The 19,604-nt window shown below is 65.0% G+C and carries 19 protein-coding genes; 15 read left to right on the forward strand and 4 right to left on the reverse strand.

Translation table 11 applies throughout. The features are described 5' to 3' along the window. Positions 1 to 147: 147 nt before the first annotated feature. From AB5K84_RS33405 to AB5K84_RS33420, 4 genes are all read left to right on the forward strand, one after another. Positions 148 to 1,083, forward strand: coding sequence for a class I SAM-dependent methyltransferase (locus AB5K84_RS33405; RefSeq protein WP_162494071.1), 936 nt, complete (start codon positions 148 to 150; stop codon positions 1,081 to 1,083). A gap of 210 nt (positions 1,084 to 1,293) precedes the next feature. Continuing rightward, positions 1,294 to 1,704, forward strand: coding sequence for a hypothetical protein (locus tag AB5K84_RS33410; RefSeq protein WP_011085529.1), 411 nt, complete (start codon positions 1,294 to 1,296; stop codon positions 1,702 to 1,704). Between the two features lie 344 nt (positions 1,705 to 2,048). Next, positions 2,049 to 3,143 (forward strand): amidohydrolase family protein, encoded by a 1,095-nt coding sequence (locus tag AB5K84_RS33415; RefSeq protein ID WP_011085528.1) that lies wholly within the window; start codon positions 2,049 to 2,051, stop codon positions 3,141 to 3,143. 147 nt (positions 3,144 to 3,290) lie between these two features. Then, on the forward strand, positions 3,291 to 3,725 hold the full coding sequence (locus AB5K84_RS33420; protein WP_038965835.1) for a hypothetical protein: 435 nt from the start codon (positions 3,291 to 3,293) through the stop codon (positions 3,723 to 3,725). Between the two features lie 94 nt (positions 3,726 to 3,819). On the opposite strand, the gene cax is transcribed toward AB5K84_RS33420, so the two are convergent. Together cax and AB5K84_RS33430 are read right to left on the reverse strand one after the other, a co-directional pair. After that, positions 3,820 to 4,920: a calcium/proton exchanger gene (cax, locus tag AB5K84_RS33425; RefSeq protein WP_038965839.1), complete on the reverse strand. Its 1,101-nt coding sequence runs from the start codon at positions 4,918 to 4,920 to the stop codon at positions 3,820 to 3,822. A gap of 343 nt (positions 4,921 to 5,263) precedes the next feature. Beyond that, positions 5,264 to 6,325 (reverse strand): isocitrate/isopropylmalate dehydrogenase family protein, encoded by a 1,062-nt coding sequence (locus AB5K84_RS33430; RefSeq protein WP_038965840.1) that lies wholly within the window; start codon positions 6,323 to 6,325, stop codon positions 5,264 to 5,266. Between the two features lie 170 nt (positions 6,326 to 6,495). On the opposite strand from AB5K84_RS33430, the gene AB5K84_RS33435 reads away from it, so the two are divergent. Next, positions 6,496 to 7,884 (forward strand): MFS transporter, encoded by a 1,389-nt coding sequence (locus AB5K84_RS33435; RefSeq protein WP_038965836.1) that lies wholly within the window; start codon positions 6,496 to 6,498, stop codon positions 7,882 to 7,884. Positions 7,885 to 7,889: 5 nt separating this feature from the next. On the opposite strand, the gene AB5K84_RS33440 is transcribed toward AB5K84_RS33435, so the two are convergent. Further along, on the reverse strand, positions 7,890 to 9,509 hold the full coding sequence (locus AB5K84_RS33440) for a B12-binding domain-containing radical SAM protein (protein WP_011085524.1): 1,620 nt from the start codon (positions 9,507 to 9,509) through the stop codon (positions 7,890 to 7,892). Between the two features lie 256 nt (positions 9,510 to 9,765). Beyond that, positions 9,766 to 9,915 carry a hypothetical protein gene (locus tag AB5K84_RS33445; protein ID WP_236842204.1) on the reverse strand — a complete coding sequence of 50 codons (150 nt, stop codon included), beginning with the start codon at positions 9,913 to 9,915 and terminating at the stop codon, positions 9,766 to 9,768. A 233-nt stretch (positions 9,916 to 10,148) separates the two neighbouring features. On the opposite strand from AB5K84_RS33445, the gene AB5K84_RS33450 reads away from it, so the two are divergent. The 10 genes from AB5K84_RS33450 to AB5K84_RS33495 all read left to right on the forward strand — a co-directional run bounded on the left by AB5K84_RS33450 (position 10,149) and on the right by AB5K84_RS33495 (position 19,564). Next, positions 10,149 to 10,598, forward strand: a complete 450-nt coding sequence (locus AB5K84_RS33450; RefSeq protein WP_028174739.1) for a (2Fe-2S)-binding protein — start codon at positions 10,149 to 10,151, stop codon at positions 10,596 to 10,598. A gap of 11 nt (positions 10,599 to 10,609) precedes the next feature. Further along, positions 10,610 to 12,796: a xanthine dehydrogenase family protein molybdopterin-binding subunit gene (locus AB5K84_RS33455; RefSeq protein WP_011085521.1), complete on the forward strand. Its 2,187-nt coding sequence runs from the start codon at positions 10,610 to 10,612 to the stop codon at positions 12,794 to 12,796. 125 nt (positions 12,797 to 12,921) lie between these two features. Beyond that, the gene (locus AB5K84_RS33460) at positions 12,922 to 14,193 is read left to right on the forward strand and encodes an NAD(P)/FAD-dependent oxidoreductase (RefSeq protein ID WP_063921427.1); all 1,272 of its coding nucleotides are present in this window, start codon (positions 12,922 to 12,924) and stop codon (positions 14,191 to 14,193) included. A 235-nt stretch (positions 14,194 to 14,428) separates the two neighbouring features. Beyond that, complete coding sequence (gene soxX / locus AB5K84_RS33465; RefSeq protein ID WP_236842203.1) at positions 14,429 to 14,830, forward strand: sulfur oxidation c-type cytochrome SoxX; 402 nt, start codon at positions 14,429 to 14,431, stop codon at positions 14,828 to 14,830. A gap of 8 nt (positions 14,831 to 14,838) precedes the next feature. Beyond that, positions 14,839 to 15,306, forward strand: coding sequence for a SoxY-related AACIE arm protein (locus tag AB5K84_RS33470; RefSeq protein ID WP_011085519.1), 468 nt, complete (start codon positions 14,839 to 14,841; stop codon positions 15,304 to 15,306). Next, a complete protein-coding gene (soxZ, locus tag AB5K84_RS33475; protein WP_011085518.1) occupies positions 15,306 to 15,623 on the forward strand; it encodes a thiosulfate oxidation carrier complex protein SoxZ in 318 nt (105 codons plus the stop codon). Before AB5K84_RS33470 ends, soxZ begins: the two co-directional genes overlap by 1 nt. Continuing rightward, a complete protein-coding gene (gene soxA, locus AB5K84_RS33480) occupies positions 15,620 to 16,399 on the forward strand; it encodes a sulfur oxidation c-type cytochrome SoxA (protein ID WP_028174733.1) in 780 nt (259 codons plus the stop codon). The genes soxZ and soxA overlap by 4 nt, the downstream gene beginning before the upstream one ends. Before the next feature lie 59 nt (positions 16,400 to 16,458). Next, positions 16,459 to 17,808, forward strand: coding sequence for an ABC transporter substrate-binding protein (locus tag AB5K84_RS33485; RefSeq protein WP_049832539.1), 1,350 nt, complete (start codon positions 16,459 to 16,461; stop codon positions 17,806 to 17,808). Continuing rightward, complete coding sequence (locus tag AB5K84_RS33490) at positions 17,805 to 18,743, forward strand: carbohydrate ABC transporter permease (RefSeq protein WP_011085515.1); 939 nt, start codon at positions 17,805 to 17,807, stop codon at positions 18,741 to 18,743. Before AB5K84_RS33485 ends, AB5K84_RS33490 begins: the two co-directional genes overlap by 4 nt. Continuing rightward, positions 18,740 to 19,564 (forward strand): carbohydrate ABC transporter permease, encoded by an 825-nt coding sequence (locus AB5K84_RS33495; RefSeq protein ID WP_028174730.1) that lies wholly within the window; start codon positions 18,740 to 18,742, stop codon positions 19,562 to 19,564. The genes AB5K84_RS33490 and AB5K84_RS33495 overlap by 4 nt, the downstream gene beginning before the upstream one ends. Positions 19,565 to 19,604: the final 40 nt, after the last annotated feature.

The following is a 19,604-nucleotide window of genomic DNA, read 5'->3' on the forward strand; positions in this document are numbered from 1 at the left end:
CTTGCCCGCCGCTGTCAATCGACACCGGCTCTGGATAACGTGCTGCGCGCATTGGGTTCTCGAGCAATTCCGCAGGCATGACCCAACTGGGTCATGCGCGAATGGCCGGCCTTCGCCACTCTATCCCGATCCTGGAGGTTGGGACGAATGGACGAAACGCACAGCGGGATTGATTTGGACGAGCTTGACCGGGAGGTGGGCGACTTCTGCCGCTTCTTTGAGCTGATGCCGAGGGATCCAGCAGCGGCAATGCACGGGACAGCCTCTCAAATGCACGCTCTTTGCTGCGCCTTGGCCAAGCTTCCGGCTCCGGCATGGAACTCACCGAATATTCAAAGGCTCCTCGCACCCGCCCGTCATCTCCACGCCCGCTCCTCATTTGTCCGCAGACTTCAGGAGTGGCCGCGCGGCTATCCCGGTGATTTCGAAACTGTCGAACTGCTCGCAGCCGGCGCGAGCCTGCCGACCACGGCCGATCCGGGCGACTGGATCGAATGGCACGCACTCAATACCGCCATCGCGCAACAGCATCGAAACAGGATCTGGTGGCAGTACCTCAAGATGTGCGCCACGACGCCGGGGCGCATCCTCTCGATTGGGTGTGGCGGAGGTGCCGACTTCCAGATCGCACCGCATCGATTTACAGGATCCACGGTCGTTCTCGTGGATCTCGACAGGCAAGCCCTGGTTCTCGCCGAAGAGCGACTGAGCCGTTATTGCGATGTTCACATCGTGTGCGGCGACGTGAGACGGGCGATCCGACAGGTCCAGGACGAAGGCCCGTTCGATGTCGTCGTCTGCGGCTGCCTGTCCGACTACCTCGACGACCGAACGATCATTTCCGTTCTGGGGGAATTGCGCTGCCGCCTTCTGAGGGTCGGTGGCTCGATCGTCTTCACCAATATCGCCGCAGGGAATCCGTTTCGCGTGTGGATGGAGGCCATCGCAGACTGGAAGCTGGTTCATCGCTCCGAGCCGGAACTTCGGAAAATCGCGACGGCGGCCGGTTTCGATCGCCTCGATTTTTCCGTCCGACGGGACCCGACCGGCTTAACTCACCTTGTCGAACTCAGCGTCCCGTAGCGCCATGGAAGGCGCCAGGATCATGCCGCGCGATGCCGTGTCCCGACCTCTGCTGTCCACGCTCGAGATTAAGGTAACGGCTTCATTGTCCGGCATCAGACAGCTTTTTCATTGCATGCGAGTTGCCGGTCGCGTGATCGGATTCGTGGAAGCATCGATATTTGAAACCATACTGCCGTCAGCTCAGGTAACGCTGTCCTTGGATTATTCATGCGTACGCTGCTCGTCATTTTAGGCATTTGGCTGTTGCTCAACATCCTTTTTGTCGTCGTCGTGATCCCGCCGCGAAAACCGCGGCCGTCCCGTGCCGACGGCGGGTCAGCCGGTCTTTCGCCCGTGCCAGTCCGCCATGATGCCGCTACGCCCGGCGAGGATCCCCCCGTTTCGCTTCGCCATGTGATCATCGCGATTGCGCTCGGCGCCTTCTTTTCGCTGAGCCCGCCCCTTCTCGAAGCGTACGATATGCTCCGCAGCAGGCTGCGGCGCCTGCGGGGGCAGAGCAATGACGAGAGCTCGACTGAGCAGGAGACATTGCAATCCATCCTTGCGAAGCTCAGGGCCGAATACGACGAACGTTCATCGAACGGCCTCTCGGACAAGGATGACGGCGACCGGCGCTAATCGGGAAAACGTCCATCGCTTCGACTCCTCGAAGGCCGCCCGGCGCATCATGAGCGAACAGACGCGCGACAATTTTCCGCCGGACTATTGCGAGCCCCGTCGGCTGCCGGGCGAGCCGGAGTCATGGGACGCAACGCCGGGCCGCGTTCACACAAAGTTGCTGCTGTGATGCGACGACGTGACGATAGACATCGCTCAGCGACGAAAAATCGGCACATTCCGATCCCCAACAATCAACGCCCGTGCTGCAGCCGCTCCGCGGACTGCGAATGGGCGAAACCTCCTGCCTATGGAAGCACCACAGGCCCCCCGTCCATGCCAATTCGTAACAGGAGACCCGCAACATGCTCATTTGGGATCGGAAATCGGGAGGGCATCAGCGCTGCTCTACCTGTTGCGGCCCGTCCTGGTCGCGGCGCGGCTTTCTCGCGGGAGTGGGTGCGCTCGGCCTTGCCTCGGCCATCCCGGCCGTTGCGGTGCGCGGACAGACCAGGCCGGCGCTGATCGATACCCACCTTCATTTCTATCCGCCCGAATACCAGAAGCTTTGGCTTGGCTACGAAGACGCCCGCAAGCAGCCGCACTTTCCCGGTCAGGTTGCCTGGACCCGCGAGAAGCTCGTCGAGGACATGGACCGCAATGGCATACGCACAGGCATCCTGTCGGTCGCCTCCACGCCAGGGGTGTGGTTCGACCTCGGGCCGGCGGAAGCTGGCCGGCTCGCGCGCACCTGCAACGAGTACGCGGCGGACATGATGCGCGACCATCCGGGCCGTTTCGGCCTGTTCGCAACCTTGTCGATGCTGGATGTCGATGCCACGCTCAAGGAGATCGAATATGCGCTCGACACGCTGAAGGCGGACGGGATCGGGCTGCAAAGCAGCTACGGCGACAAATGGCTCGGCAATGCCGCCTACAGGCCGGTGTTCGAAGAGCTGAACCGTCGCAAGGCGGTCGTTTATGTGCATCCGCTGGTCGCGAGTTGCTGCAGCGCGCTCAGCGTCGGCACGTTTCCCGCGGTGATCGAAGTCCCGCACGACACCACACGTACGGTGACGAGCCTTCTGCTCAGCGGTGCATTTGCCCGCCACCGCGACATCAAATGGCTGTTCTCGCACGCCGGCGGCACGATTCCGATGATGGCCGGGCGCATCAATTCGTTCTATGGGGCGCGGCCCGATCTCAAGGAGTTTGCGCCGGAGGGGATCGAAGGCGAGCTACGCCGGCTTCACTACGACACCGCGAATGCAACGTTCGCGCCGTCCATGGCCGCGCTGCTCAAGCTCGTACCCGCCTCCCAGATCACCTACGGCACCGACTATCCGTATTTCGGCCTTGGCCAGTTCGCGCAGTTGCAGAAGCTTGGCCTTTCGACTGAGGATCTCGATGCGATTGGCCATGAGAACGCGATTCGTCTCGTTCCGCGGTTGCAGGCCTAGAGCATCGGGCAGCGTCTCCTGACGGCGCGGCGGTGCCGCGACCCCGACGCTTGATCTAGATCAAGCCCGCCACGGCAACGCCACGCCGGAATCAATTGTCGATGGTGGCGCAGAAAGCGCCGCCCGTAGCCAAGGAGATGATCGATCATGACCTCCTCGAAGTCTTTGCGCACCCTCATTCTCGCCGGAGCCGGCGCCCTGCTGCCCGCTATGGGTGTCCAGGCCGGGCCGATCCCGACGCATCTGGCGACGATGAAATCGATGGTCGATCAGAACACCACTGAAGTGCGATGGGTCGGCGGCTGGCGTGGCGGCTATGGCTATCGCGGCGTCGGGTGGGGCTACCGCGGCGGCTGGGGCTATCGCGGCTACGGTTATCGCGGACTCGGCTATGGCGTTGCCGGCGCCGTCGTCGGCGGCGCGATTGCGCGGAGCGCCTATTATGGCAGCTATGGCGGTTATCCCGCCTACGGCTACAACTACCCGCCCGCGTCCTATTACGGTTATGGCGGCGGCTATGGCTATGGCTACGGCTATGGCGACGACAATTGCCTGCCCTCCGGCAGCTACTGGGCCTATTAGCGAAAACGCATTCGCCGTTCCGGAGGATGGCTTGCCGCGGGCCGCCATTTCCCGGACGAGCTAGTTCACCCTCGTGCCGACGGGCAACAGCACCTCATCCCTCGCCCGCCGGCGGGACGACATACAAGGTCAGCGCAAACACTGCGTAGATGAAGATCATCAGCGCGCCGACGAACCATGCCGAGCGTCCGCTCGCCGTGATGAACGCTGACGTGACTGTGGCGATCATCACCATGGTGACGGCGCCCGGCCAGAACTGCAGGTTCATCGGCGTCGGCCCCACGACGTAGCTGAGCAGCACCAGCGCGGGGGCGACGAACAGCGCGATCTGCGAGGCGCTGCCGAGCGCGATGCTGACGACCATGTCGAGCCGGTCCTTGCGCGCCGCGCCGAACGCCACCGCAAATTCGGCGGCAGCGCCGACCAGCGAAACGATGATGAAGCCGACAAAGGCCGGGCTCATCCCGAAGGTTTCCGCCGCCTTCTGCACCGATTCCACGAAGATTTCGCTGACCAGCGCGACCAGCACCGTGACGACCAGCAGCGTGCCGACGGCGATGCCGATCGGCCAGTGCGCCTCCTTGTCGTCGCCATGATCGGCGCTTGCGAACAATTCCTTGTGCGTCCCGAGCGAGAACAACAGGCCGAGCGCGTAAGCGATGATCAGCAGGACTGAAATGCCGACGCTGAGCTTGTTCAAGATGCCTCCGCCCTGCGGAAGGTGCTCGAGATCGGCGACCGCCGAAGGCGCAAGCAGGGCGACGGTTGCCATCAGCAACAGGCCCGACGAGAGCCGCGCGCCGGCGCGGTTGTACTCCTGCACGTGGTAGCGCAGGCCGCCGAGCAGCAGGCAGGCCCCTAGCATGAACACCGCGTTGGTGACGATCGCCCCCGCAATCGAGGCCTTTACCAGCATGTACTGGCCGGCACGCAGCGCCGTGATGGCGATGATCAGCTCCGTCAGATTGCCGAGCGTTGCATTGAGCAGTCCGCCCACGGCATCGCCGGTCTTCGCGGCGACCGCTTCGGTGGCGTGGCTGAGCAGCGCCGCCAGCGGCACGATCGCAAGCACCGCCAGCACGAAGAGGAGCGTGTGGGAATGCGGGGCAGCCGCCTCGGCCAGCAGCACGATGGGCACGAAGACCAGCATCCAGAGCAACGGCGTATTCCGGATTTCCCTGAGCAGGGTTTGCATGTCGGCCGCCCTTTCCATGGATGCGCTGATGGAAGGGTCTGGCGGGCCTGCGAGGCGAGTATTGATCTGCCTCAACGTGGGCCGGAGGAGACGCGCCGCCGTGCGGTCTGAGGCCCACATTGCGCGTGACGAGAACGCGCCATGGCCCAGTCCCCGATCGCCGCCAGCATCGCATCCTGCCAGTGTTTTGCCCGACGGGTCAACGCGATCGCAGCTGCCGATGTCGCCGCGACGCATCGCGAAAATCCCTTATCGATCAAGGGGTGTTCTACTGTGCATGGGGTTGTTTTTCGACTTTTTTGTTTCGCCCAAGAAAGAGCCGGAAAGCACGCGCCGAAGCACCTCAAGCCCCCTGCAAGATCTCCGCAATCGCAGCCCCCGCCGCGATCGTGCCGAGCCTGCCGCCGACATCGCGCGTTGCCCTGCCCTCGCCGATCGCCTTCGCCACCGCCGCCTCGATCGCACGCGCGGCCTCCTCGTAGCGCACCGCGCCGCTCCTCTCGCCATGCCAGGCCAGCAGCAAGGCCGTCGACAGGATCAGCGAGACCGGATTGGCGACGTCCTGCCCGGCGATGTCAGGCGCCGAGCCGTGTGCCGCCTGCGCCATGGCATAGCGGTCGCCGACATTGAGCGAGCCGCCGAGGCCGAGACTGCCGGACAGCTCGGCCGTGAGATCGGACAGGATGTCGCCGAACATGTTGGTGGCGACGATGACGTCGAAGCGATCGGGGTTGCGCACGACATGCGCCATCATGGCGTCGACCAGGATGTCGTCGACTTCGAGGCCGGCATAGCCCTTCGCCGCCGCGCGACAGATGTCCAGGAACATCCCGTCGCCGATCTTGAGCACATTGGCCTTGTGCACGATGGTGAGGTGTCTGCGCCGCTTCATGGCGAGACGGCAGGCGGCGTGCGCGATGCGCTCGCAGCACGCCCGCGTGATCCGGCGCAGCGAGATCGCGACGTCAGGCGTGACCAGCATCTCGCCATTGCCCTGCTCCATGTTGCGATCGGCGTAAAAGCCCTCGGTGTTCTCGCGCACCACCACGAGGTCGAAATCGCCGAGGCGGCCTGGCCGCCCGGCATAGGTGCGCGCGGGCCTGACATTGGCGTAGAGGTCGAGGTTCTTGCGGAAGTGCCTGGACGGATTGATCTCGCCATGCGCCTCGTCCTTGAAGTCGAAGGTCGCGGTCGGCCCCAGGATCAGGCCGTCGGCGCCGCGGACGATGTCGAGCAGCTCGGGCCGCACCGTCGTGCCGAACTGCTTCAGGCTCGCGTGCCCGACCGCGTGCTCCTCCAGCCGCAGATTGAGCTGGAAGCGCTCCGAGGCCGCGCGCAGCACACCCGATGTCGCGGTCGTGATCTCCGGTCCGATGCCGTCACCGGGCAGAACGATGAGTTGCATGACGTTTCCCCAAAATTGCAGCGCCGGCGCGATCATACGCCAGAGCCCGGCGGCATCGCCTCACCTTCGCGCATACACAGCATGCAAGCATATGCCTGTGGAAGCGGCCTTCGGCGTAGTACATGCCAAAAGTCCGCATAGCCACGCCGCCGGAGCAACGCGCTAACGCAATGACGATCACGTTACCTGCCGCCGCGCGCGAGCCCGACCACACCATGTCCGACGGCCTGCCGGCCGCGCAGCGGCGCTGGGCGATCGCTGCCATCTTCACCGCTCTGGCGATGGCCTCGCTCGACACCGCGATCGCCAACATCGCGCTGCCCGCCATTGCCGCCGACCTGCATGTCAGTCCGGAGCAGTCGGTCTGGGTCGTCAACGTCTACCAGATCGCGCTGGTGGCAACGCTCTTGCCGCTCGGCGCGCTCGGCGAGATCGTCGGGCACCAGCGCATCTATCTCGGTGGCCTGATCCTGTTCACCATCGCCTCGCTGTTCTGCGCGGTCGCGTGGTCGCTGGACAGCCTGCTGGTCGCGCGCACGCTGCAAGGCCTGGGGGCCAGCGGCATCATGAGCGTCAACACGGCGCTGGTGCGCTTCGTCTATCCCGGAAGGATGCTGGGCCGCGGCTTCGGCCACAACGCGCTGGTGGTCGCGACCGCCTTCACCTTCGGGCCGTCGATCGCCTCCGCGATCCTGGCGCTCGGCCCCTGGCCGTGGCTGTTTGCCGTCAACATTCCCTTCGGCCTCGTTGCGATTGGCATCGGCTTTGCGATGCTGCCGAAGACGCCGCGGGCCGATCACGGTTTTGATTTTCTCGGCGCGATCCTGGCGTCGGCCTGCCTTGGCCTGTTCATCACGGGCATCGGCAGCGCCGCGCACAATCTGTCGCCGGTCGTCGTGGGCATCGAGCTCGTCACGGCCCTCGCGCTCGGCTTCATCCTGACGCGCCGCCACGCCGATCACCCCGCGCCGATGCTGCCGATCGATTTGTTCAGCCGGCCGATGTTCGCGCTGTCGGCGGCAACGGCGGTGTGCTCCTTCGCGGTGCAGGGCCTCGCCTTCGTCTCGCTGCCGTTCTATTTCGAGGACGTGCTGGGACGCTCGCAGGTCGAGACCGGCTTCTTCATGACGCCGTGGCCGCTGGTGGTCGGCATCATGGCGCCGATCGCGGGGCGCCTGTCGGACCGGCATGCGGTCGGGCTGCTCGGCGGCATCGGCCTCGTGCTGCTCGGCCTCGGCATGGCGCTGCTCGCCATGCTGCCGGCCAATCCCGCCATCGCCGACATCATCTGGCGGATGGTGATCTGCGGCATGGGGTTCGGCTTCTTCCAGGCGCCGAACATGAAGGCGGTGATGTCGAGCGCGCCGCCGCACCGCAGCGGCAGCGCCTCCGGCATCGTCGCCACCGCGCGCCTGACCGGACAGACGACGGGGGCTGCGCTCGCGGCGCTCTGCTTTGCCCTCGCCGGTCACGACGGCGCGACCGTCGCACTCGCACTCGGTGCAGGCTTTGCCGCGCTCGGCAGCGTGATGAGCTTCCTGCGGCTGGCGGTGAAGTAGGGCCTTCAGGCCAGGTGCCGCGCTGCGGTCGCGTCGATGGTCGCCGCCGGGATGACGGTCTCGTCGTCCAGCGCGGCAAGGCGCGCGTCGATGGCGTCGATGACCTTGCGCGAGAACGGACCGAGATGGGCATAGGCCGCGATCATCTGCACCGCGATCCGCGCCGATGACGTGTCGCGCTTGGCGCAGTTCATGAAGGTCTGCCAGAGCGGCCCGCGCGCCTCGGGAATGGCGGTGACCACGCGGTGCACCGTCTCCATCGCCCCGAGCTTGGCACGGATATCGCCCTCCGCAAGCGCGTGGCGCTGCCGCGAACGGTCGAGCAGCGTCATCAAGCGGTCGATGCGTCCGGCATAGGCAGCCGGGCTGTAGATGCGCTCCAGCACCCGCTTGTAATCCATCAGGATGTCGCGCAGCGGGCGCACCGGATCGAAGTTGATCCCATCCGTGCACTGATCGGCGCCGATGGTCGGCGCCAGATCGTGGCCCGGGTGCAGCCGGCCTTCGCGCTCCAGGCGGCGCGTCAGCTGCGTGTTCGGCAAGGCATAGAGCAGGCCGACCATGCTGACGGGGATCGCCGCCTCCTCGATGAATTCGATCATGGCCTCCGCCATCGAGACCTTCTCATTGTCGAAGCCGACGATGAAGCCCGCGGTGACGAGAATGCCGGCGGCGTAGATCTTGTGGATGCTCTCGGCGATGTTGCGCCGCGTGTTCTGCTTCTTCCGCATCGCGACCAGCGTCGCCGGATCCGGACTTTCGATGCCGACGAAGATGCCGAAGAAATTGGCCGCCCCCATTTGCTCCAGCAGTTCCGGATCGTCGGCGAGGTTGATCGAGGCTTCGGTGGAGAATTCGAACGGATAGCCGTGGGCGCGCTGCCATTCGGCGAGCTGCGGGAGGAACAGCCGCAGCGACTTCTTGTTGCCGATGAAATTGTCGTCGACGAAGTCGAGGTGGCCGCGGTAGCCCATCCGGTAGAGCGTCTCGAGCTCGACGAACATCTGCTCGGCCGTCTTGGTTCGCGGCACGCGTCCGTAGAGCTCGATGATGTCGCAGAACTCGCAGGTGAACGGGCAGCCGCGCGAATACTGCACACCGATATAGAGATAATCTTCGAATTTGAGCAGGTCGAACCGCGGCACCGGCGTCCTGGTGACATCGGCCTGGAATTTCGGCGCAGTGAAGACGCCGGAGCGCGCACCGCCCTCCCAGGCCGCGATGAATTCGTCGATGACACTCTCGGCCTCGCCGAGCACCCGGAAGTCGGCCCTCTCATAGATGTGGGGGCTCGAGGTCGGATCGGGGCCGCCGACGACCACCGGCTTGCCCGCCGCGCGGCATAGCTCGATCAGGCGCAGCGTGTCGGCCTGCTGCGGCAGCATTCCGCCGGTGAAGACGACGTCGGCCCAGGCGAGATCCTCGTCACCCAGGGGCGACGTGTTGCAGTCGATGAGGCGCACCGTCCAGTCGGCAGGCAGCATCGCGGCAACGGTGATCAGGCCGAGGGGAGCGGCGGGGCGCTTCACGCCCATCAGCTTGCAGGATTCGCCAAAACTCCAGAACGACTCCGCGGTGAACAGCGGGTAGAGCATCAACACGTTGCAGGGGCTCGGCACGTCCATGGAACTCCTCTGGCTTCGACTCAGTGTACCAGAGCGACCTCGTCTTGCATCCCGGCAAAAGGGGACAATCTGTCGCCGCAATGCAGCGGTGATCGGGCCTGGAACCGGCGTTCACGGCCGGGCGTCGCCCCAAGCCGCGGATTGGCGCCTGGAACCCGGCCCGCGGCGAAGCGCGCAATCAGCAGCGTTCGCTCGCAAGCAGCTTCCGGCCGCTCGCCAGGACGTCGCTGCACCAGGCGAAGAACGCGCCGAGAAACTAGCGGCCGGGCGCGTCAGTGCGGGCATGCTGCCGCAACGTCTCGAAGCCCTTCTCCATCCGCGAGGCATTGCGCGCCAGCAGGGCGCGGATGTCGCTGCGGACCGGACTGGGATAGAGCTCGTCTTTTGCTGATGATCCGGATCGCATTCTCGTTTGCGACACCAAACGCCCTCAGCTTGTGACGGGCCATTTCATGAACGATCGCCTCCGCGGTCGCGAGCGGGCAATTGACTGCAACACCGAACACCCAACAATCTTCCCGGCGCCCCCCGATCTCTTTGACGGCCACCCCGCGGACTGTTGATTTGAACAGTTCCAATTTGCCGGACACATTGCGCCCCTGAGTCCAATCGGTGGATTGGACCAATCAGGGGACTGCGATGGCAAACCTTACAATCAACGGAAAATCCCTCACACTCGACGTCGAGCCGGATACGCCGCTGCTTTGGGCGATCCGCGAGAATGCCGGGCTGACCGGCACCAAATATGGCTGCGGCATTGCACAATGCGGCGCCTGCACGGTTCACATCGACGGCATCGCGACCCGCGCCTGCGGCGTTTCGGTCGCCGAGGCCGAAGGCAAGAAGATCACCACGATCGAGGGGCTGGCGTCCGGCAGCACGCTGCACAAGGTGCAGGAAGCCTGGATCGCCAAGGACGTTCCGCAATGCGGCTATTGCCAGAGTGGCATGATCATGGCGGTGGCAGCGCTGCTGAACGAGAAGCCGAAGCCGACCGACGCCGACATCGATGAGGCCATCACCAATATCTGCCGCTGCGGCACCTTCCAGCAGGTGCGCGAAGCGATCCACACGATCGCCAGCGCGTAAGGAACCGCCCCATGAACAAGCACGTCTCTCCCAAGATGAACCGCCGTGCCTTCGTCATCGGCACCGCCGCGGTCGGCGCAGGCCTCGCAATTGGCCTCGATATCCCCTTCGGCGGACCCGCCGTGGTGCGCGCAGCCGACGGCTCGCCCGAAATCGGCGCCTGGGTCGTGGTCAGGCCCGACGACACCGTCGTGATCCGCATCGCCCGCTCCGAGATGGGCCAGGGCTCGCTCACCGGCCTCGCCCAACTCGTCGCCGAGGAACTCGAATGCGACTGGTCGAAGGTCTCGACCGAATATCCGACACCCGGCCAGAGCGTCGCCCGCAAGCGCGTCTGGGGCGATTTCTCGACCGGTGGCAGCCGCGGCATCCGCTCTTCGCAGGACTATGTCCGCAAGGGCGGCGCCACCGCGCGCGTGATGCTGATCCAGGCCGCCGCCGATTCGTGGAAAGTGCCGGCATCCGAATGCACCGCCGCGAAGAGCGTCATCACCCATACGCCGTCGGGCAGGACCACAACCTACGGCAAGGTCGCCGAGGCTGCGGCCAAGCTGACGCCGCCGGCCGACGTCAAGCTGAAGGATCCGAAGGACTGGAAGCTGATCGGCAAGGGCGTGCTGCGCCTCGACACCGCCGACAAGACCACCGGCACGATGGTCTACGGCATCGACGTCAAGCTGCCGGGCATGCTGAACGCCGCGATCAAGGACTGCCCGGTGTTCGGCGGCAAGCTGAAGAGCTATGACGAAGCCAAGATCGCCGGCATGAAAGGCGTCAAGAAGGTCGTCACGGTCGGCGATACCGCGGTCGCGGTCGTTGCCGATACCTGGTGGCACGCCAAGACCGCGCTGGAAGCCCTGCCGATCGTCTGGGACGAGGGCGACAACGCCAAGGTCTCCAGCGCGTCGATTGCGAAGTGGCTGGCGGAAGGCCTCGACAACGCGCAGCCGGCCTATGTCGGCAACAAGAACGGCGACGCCAAGGCGGCGATTGCCGGCGCCGTCAAGAAGGTCGAGGCCGTCTACAACTACCCTTACCAGAACCACGCCACGATGGAGCCGATGAACGCCACCGCGCTCTACACGGCGGAGAAATGCGAGGTCTGGTGCGGCACGCAGAATGGCGAGGCAGCCTTCGCGGCGACACTGGAGGCCTCCGGCCTGCCGGCGGAGAAGTGCGACGTGCACAAGGTGATGCCCGGCGGCGGCTTCGGCCGGCGCGGCCAGACCGACTACGTCCGCCAGGCGGTCATGATCGCCAAGCAGATGCCAGGCACGCCGATCAAGCTGTTGTGGTCGCGCGAAGAGGACATGGCGCACGGCAGGTATCATCCGATCACCCAGTGCAAGATGACCGGCGCGTTCGACGCCGACAACAACCTGGTCGCGCTGCACTACCGCCTGTCGGGACAGTCGATCCTGTTCTCGCTTCGTCCCGAAGCGCTCCAGAACGGAATGGATCCGGCCGCGTTCCAGGGTGTCGCCCAATCCGGCGAGGCCGCATTCGGCTATTCGGTGCCGAACCTGCTGATCGAGCATGCGATGCGCAATCCGCACGTTCCGCCCGGCTTCTGGCGCGGCGTCAACGTCAATCACAACGCGATCTACATGGAATGCTTCATGGACGAGCTAGCCCATGCCGCAGGCCAGGACCCGCTCGAATTCCGCCGCAAGCTGATGAGCAATCACCCCAAGCATCTGGCGGTGCTCAATGCCGTGGCCGAGAAGATCGGCTGGACCACGCCGGCGCCGCAAGGCGTCTATCGCGGCATCGCGCAGGTGATGGGCTATGGCAGCTACGTCGCCGGCGCCGCCGAGATCTCGGTGACCGACGGCAACAAGATCAAGGTGCACCGCATCGTCGCCTCTACCGACCCCGGCTACGTCGTCAATCCGGCGCAGGTGGAACGGCAGATCGCGGGCTCCTTCGTCTATGGCCTGTCCGCGCTGTTCTACGGCGGCTGCACCGTCAAGGACGGCAAGATCGAGCAAACCAACTTCGACACCTACAACTCGATGCGCATCAACGAGATGCCGAAGGTGGAATCGGTGATGGTGCCGAGCGGCGGATTCTGGGGCGGTGTCGGCGAGCCGACCATCGGCGTTGCCGCACCGGCCGTGCTCAACGCGTACTTCGCCGCGACCGGCAAGCGCATCCGTTCCGTTCCGCTGCGCGACCAGAACATCACCTTCGCCTAGAGCATGATCCGGACCCGAAGGGCCGCGTTAGCGCAAAGAGCGAAGCGGTTTTCCGAGAAGATCACGCTCAAGCAACAACTCGCGGCGGCCACGACGGCCGCCGCGGCATTTTCCGGATGAGACCCATGAATGCGCCGGTGACACGGCGGAATGTCGTCCTCGGCATCACCGCCGCGGCCACATCGTACGCAGTACCTTCAATCCTGCGCGCGCAATCGGCGGGCCGCGTCGTCGTGGTCGGCGGCGGCTTTGGCGGCGCGGCCTGTGCCCGCGCGCTCAAACGCGCCAACGCCAAATTGCAGGTGACGCTGATCGAGCCGAACAAGGTCTTCATATCCTGCCCGTTCAGCAACGAGGTGATCGCAGGCCTGCGCGAGATCGAGGCGCAGCAGTTCGGCTATGACAAGCTTGTCGCCGAAGGCATCACCGTCGTTGCCCAGGCGGCAACAACCGTCGATCCCGAAAGGCGCAGCGTCACGACGACCGACGGCGCCACGCTCACTTACGACCGCCTCGTGCTCTCGCCCGGCATCGACTTCCATGTCGAAGCCCTGCCCGGCTACGACGAGGCGGCGTCGGAAAAGATGCCGCACGCCTGGAAGGCCGGCGCGCAGACGCTGCTGCTGCGCCGGCAGTTGGAGGCGATGGAAGACGGTGGCACGGTCGCCATTGCGATCCCCGCCAATCCCTCGCGCTGTCCGCCGGCGCCTTACGAACGCGCGAGCCTGATCGCGCATTACCTGAAGACGAAGAAGCCGCGCGCGAAGGTGCTGATCCTCGATGCCAAGGATAGCTTCTCCCAGCAGCGGCTGTTCGAGCGGGCCTGGAAGGAGCTCTATGGCAACATGATCGAGCGCATCGGGCTGTCGCAAGGCGGCCGCGTGACGTCCGTTGACGCTTCGACGAAGACCATCGTCACCGAGTTCGGCAACTACACCCCTGACGTCGCCAACGTCATCCCGCCGCAACGCGCCGGCCACCTCGCCCAGATTGCGGGCGCAGCGGATGCGACCGGCTGGTGCCCGATCGATCCTGTAACTTTCGAGTCGAAGCTCGTCCCGAACATCCACGTCATCGGCGATGCCTGCCTCGGCGGCGGCATTCCCAAATCGGCGTCGGCCGCAAGCGCGCAAGGCAAGGCCTGCGCCGCCGCGATCGTCAACCTGCTCGCAGGCCGCGCCCCGGAGACGCCGCGGCTCACCGGTGTCTGCTACACCACCGTCGCGCCCGGTTACGGCTTCTCGCTCGCCGGCAACTACCAACCCAGAGGCGATATCTACGCCGAGGTCGAGGGCGGCGCGACCAGCCCGGTCGATGCCCCGCGCGAGCTGCGCGCCCGCGAGGCTGACGAGGCCGCGCGCTGGTTTCAAACCATCACGGCAGACACCTTTGGCTAGGGCAATGATGGGACGAGCCTGCCGCCACGAACACGACGCGCTCCCTCCCCCGCCTGCGGGGGAGGGCTGGGGAGAGGGTGTCTCCGCCCGCGAGACCCCCCAAGAGGAAAGAGCCCTCACCCGCCGCTACGCGGCGACCTCTCCCGCAAGCGGGAGAGGTAAGAGGAGTTCGCGGCGGCCTCAGTCATTCAATCCAAGATCTGCGATTGCGGTATTCATCGTAGCGAGCCTTGCCTTGGCCTTGCCCACCCAAGCGGACGAGCTCGCGCCTTGCACAATCGTCGGCGACGGCATTCCGGCTTCGCTCACCGCTACGCCCGGCGATGCCGCGCGCGGACGCGCGCTGGTGCTCGCGCGCACGACGACCTGCATCCTCTGCCATTCCGGCCCGTTTCCGGAAACGCGGTTCCAGGGCGACCTCGCGCCCGATCTCTCCGGCGCCGGGAACCGGTGGTCGGTGAGCCAGTTGCGGCTTCGTCTGGTCGATGCGTCGCGCTTCAACGCGGAGACCATCATGCCGTCCTATTATCGCAATGACGGCCTCGTGCGCGTCGGGCGCAATTTTGCCGGCAAGCCTATATTGTCCGCCGCGGAGATCGAGGACATCGTGGCCTATCTTGCAACGCTTCGGGACTAGGACTGCTCATGCCAACCACGCGACGACAATTCCTGAGCCTTGCCGGAGGCATCACCGCTGCCGGAACGATCCCGATCGTCACGCTGCGGCCGCTGGAGGCGACGCCCGCGATGCTCAACACGGCGATCCGCAACGTCGTCGGTGAAGCCCCGATTCGCACCGGCAGGGTGAAGCTCGACATTCCGCCGCTGGTCGAGAACGGCAACACCGTGCCAATGACCATCAGCGTCGCAAGCCCGATGACGCCTGATGACTACGTCAAGAGCATCCACGTCTTCAACGAGAAGAACCCGCAGCCGAACATCGGCAATTTCCATCTCGGCCCGTGGGCCGGCCGAGCCCAGGTCTCGACGAGGATCCGGCTCGCCGACACCCAGAAGGTGGTCGCGATCGCGCGTCTCTCCGACGACAGCTTCTGGCAGGTCGCCGCCGACGTCGTCGTGACGCTGGCCGCCTGCACCGAGGAGATGAACTGATGGCCGCGCTGATCAACGTTCCGGCAAAGGCCAGGCGCGGCGACGTCATCGAGATCCGCACGCTGACCTCGCATATCATGGAAACCGGCTTCCGCCACACCGCCGATGGCCGGCTCGTGCCGCGCGACATCATCACGAGCTTCACCTGCCGCTACAACGGCACCGAGGTCTTTCGCGCCGATCTGTTTCCGGCGATCGCCGCGAACCCATATCTTTCGTTCTTCACGGTTGCGAAGGAGAGCGGCAAGTTCGAGTTCGAATGGACCGGCGACAACGGCTATTCGTCCACCGCCTCGGCATCGATCACGGTCGAATGAAATTTTGGCGCGCGATAGCGGTGGCGACATTGCTGGCCGCGGCTCCTGCCCTGCTTGCCGGCGAGATTGCGCCCGAGGCGCGCCGCTCCGGCTACGCTTTCATGGGGCCGGACACGCGCGCCATGCAGGATGACGACACCGCCAATCCGGGCATGCTGTTCGTGCTCGATGGCGAGGCGCTCTGGACGAAGAAGACCGGCAGCGCGGAGAAGGCCTGTGCGGATTGCCACGGCGATGCGCGGGGCAGCATGAAGGGCGTCGCGGCGCGCTATCCCGCTTTCGAGAAGGCGGTGGGCCGTCCCATCACACTCGATCAACGCATCAATCTCTGCCGCGCCAATCATCAGCAGGCAACGCCGCTCCCCTACGAGAGCCGCGACCTGCTGGCGCTGTCCGCCTTCGTCGCCCACCAGTCGCGCGGCGTCGCGATCACGGCCGGCGACGACCCGCAACTCAAGCAATTCGTCGAACAGGGCCGCGACCTCTTCATGCAGCGCGAGGGCCAGCTCAACCTCGCCTGCACCAATTGCCACGACGACAACTTTGACAGGCATCTGGCGGGCGCTCCGATCACGCAAGCGCAGCCGACCGGCTATCCGCTGTATCGGCTGGAATGGCAGACGCTGGGGTCGCTGGAGCGGCGTCTGCGCAGCTGCATGTCCGGCGTGCGCGCCCAGGCCTACGACTACGGCGCCCCAGAGCTCGTCGCGCTCGAGCTCTATTTGATGTCGCGGGCGCGCGGCCTGCCGATGGAAACACCGGCCGTGCGGCCCTGATTCCTTCGAATTAGGACTAGGCAGGCGTGGCACGGTCGCTAGTATCCCTCCCAAAGACGATGAGTCACAGGGAGGACTTTGAAGTGGTCGACTACAGAATCTCGCGCCGTACGCTCTTGACCGGCACGGCAGCGGCTGGCGCGCTCAGCCTGACCGGATTGCCGGCGCGCGCCGAGGTCAACTGGAAGAAATATGCCGGGACCAAGCTGGAGGTGATCCTCGCCAAGGGTCCGCGCGGCGACAACCTGCAAAAGAACATCAAGGAGTTCACCGAACTCACCGGCATCCAGGTCGAAGCCGAGCAGATCCCCGAGCAGCAGCAGCGCCAGAAGGTCGTGATCGAGTTCACCTCGGGCCGGCCCAGCTTCGACGTCGTCCATCTCAGCTATCACGTGCAGAAGCGGCAGTTCGAGAAGGCCGGCTGGCTCGCCGACATGACGCCTTTCATGAAGGACCCGTCACTGACCGCGCCCGATCTCGTCGAGAGCGATTTTTCCGCCGCGGGCCTGCAATATGCCAAGAACGACAAGGGGCAGATGCTGTCGCTGCCGTGGTCGGTGGACTATTTCATCCTCTACTACAACAAGGAGCTATTCCAGAAGAAGGGCGTGGCCGTCCCGAAGACCCTCGACGAGATGGTCGCTGCCGCCGAGAAGCTCACCGATCCCAAGGAAGGCACCTACGGCTTCGTCGGGCGGGGCTTGCGCAACGCCAACATGGCATTGTGGACCAACTTCTTCCTCAACTATGGCGGCGAATTCCTCGACGACAAGCGCAACATCCTGACCGACGGTCCGGAGGCGATCGCGGCAACGAAGCTCTACCAGACGCTGCTGACGAAGTCCGCCCCGCCCGGCGTCGCCGGCTTCAACTGGATGGAGTCGATGGCCTCGTTCACGCAAGGACGCTCGGCGATGTGGATCGACGGCGTCGGCTGGGCGCCGCCGCTGGAGGATCCGGCCGCCTCGCGCGTCGTCGGCAAGGTTGGCTACACTGTCGTGCCCGCCGGACCCAAGGGGCATTATTCGTCCACTTACGGCGACGGCATCGGCATTGCGGCGGCGAGCAAGAACAAGGAAGCCGCCTACCTGCTCTGCCAGTGGGTGGTCTCGAAGCAGCAGGGCGCGCGCCTGCTCCAGGCCGGCGGCGGCGTGCCGTTCCGCAGCTCGATCCTGAACGATCCCGAGATCCAGAAGGGCGTGAAGATGCCGCCGGAGTGGCTGCAATCGGTGATCGAGTCCGGCAAGATCAGCAAGCTCGGCCTGCCCGTGGTCGTCCCCGTCGCCGAATTCCGCGATATCGTCGGCGCGGCTCTCACCGCGACGCTGTCCGGGGCAGATCCCGCCGCCGAGCTGAAGAAGGCCAACGACCAGTTTCGGCCGATCCTGGAGCGTAGCGAAAAGGCGTGAGTGCGTTGACACAAGCTGATCCGGCCGCGGCACGGTCCGATGCCGCGCCGGAGAAAGAGTTGCGCCCGCCGTCCTACTGGCCGTTCGTGGTGCCGGCGCTGGTCGTCGTGCTCGCCATCATCATCTTCCCGTGGGTCTTCACCATCTGGATGAGCCTGAACGAGTGGAAGGTCGGCTCGCCGACCACCTTCGTCGGGCTCTCCAACTATCTGCGGCTGACCAGCGATCCGCGCTTCATCGAGGCGGTGGGCCACACCATGGTCTACACCGCGCTGTCGGTGCTGCTGCCGCTGGTGCTCGGCACCTTCGCGGCCGTGGTGTTCCACCAGAAATTCGCCGGCCGCGGCTTCCTGCGCGGCGTCTTCATCATGCCGATGATGGCGACGCCCGTCGCGATCGCGCTGGTCTGGACCATGATGTTCCACCCGCAGCTCGGCGTGCTGAACTACATCTTGTCGCTGGTCGGGATACCGGCGCAGCTCTGGGTGTTTCATCCCGCGACCGTCATTCCCTCGCTGGTGCTGGTCGAGACCTGGCAATGGACGCCGCTCGTGATGCTGATCGTGCTCGGCGGCCTCGCCGCAATCCCGACCGAGCCATATGAGAGCGCGCAGATCGACGGCGCCAATCTCTGGCAGATGTTCCGCTTCATCACGCTGCCGCTGATCATGCCGTTCCTGTTCATCGCCGGCATGATCCGCATGATCGACGCGGTGAAGAGCTTCGACATCATCTTCGCGATCACGCAAGGCGGACCCGGCTCGGCGTCGGAGACGATCAACATCTACCTCTACAGCGTCGCCTTCACCTACTACGACCTCGGCTACGGCTCGGCGATCGCGGTGGTGTTCTTCCTGTTGATCGTCCTGCTTGCCGCGGTGATGCTGTATGCCCGCCAGCGCATGGTGTGGACCGAAATCGCGAGCGACGCATGACACCTCGTCAGATCATCGGCAAGATCGGCCTGTGGCTTTCGGTGTTCGTCATCGTGTCGCCGGCAATCCTGTTCTTCCTGTGGATGCTGTCGCTGTCGCTCAAATTCGAGATCGACAACGCCGCCTACCCGCCGGTGTTCTTCCCCGAGCATATCGCCTGGAAGAACTATGCCGACGTGCTGGCCTCCAACCGCTTCCTGACCTATTTCATCAACAGCCTGGTCGTCACCGGCAGTGCGACCGCGCTGGCGCTGATCGTCGGCGTCCCCGCCGGCTACGGCATCGCGCGCATGGCCGCGCACAAATCCGCGATCGTGATCCTGATCGCGCGCATCACGCCCGGCCTGTCCTACCTGATTCCGCTGTTCCTGCTATTCCAGTGGCTGGGATTGCTCGGCACGCTGGTGCCGCAGATCATCATCCACCTCGTCGTGACGGTGCCGATCGTGATCTGGATCATGATCGGCTATTTCGAGACCACGCCGCTCGAGCTGGAAGAAGCCGCCCTGATCGACGGCGCCACGCGCTGGCAGGTCTTTCGCCACGTCGCCCTGCCGATCGCCAAGCCGGGGATCGCGGTCGCCTTCATCCTCGCCGTCATCTTCTCCTGGAACAACTTCGTCTTCGGCATCGTGCTGGCCGGACGCGAGACGCGCACCCTGCCCGTCGCAGTCTACAACATGATCTCGTTCGACCAGTTGAGCTGGGGGCCGCTCGCCGCCGCCGCGCTGATCGTCACCCTCCCAGTGCTGCTGCTGACGGTGTTTGCGCAGCGGCAGATCGTGGCCGGGCTCACTGCGGGTGCCGTCAAGGGCGGGTGATCACCCGATGCCGCCAATCGTAAGGAGACGATCGCGGTGG

The sequence above is a fragment of the Bradyrhizobium sp. 1200_D9_N1_1 genome, assembly GCF_052075915.1.
GTDB classification, from domain to species: Bacteria; Pseudomonadota; Alphaproteobacteria; order Rhizobiales; family Xanthobacteraceae; genus Bradyrhizobium; species Bradyrhizobium diazoefficiens.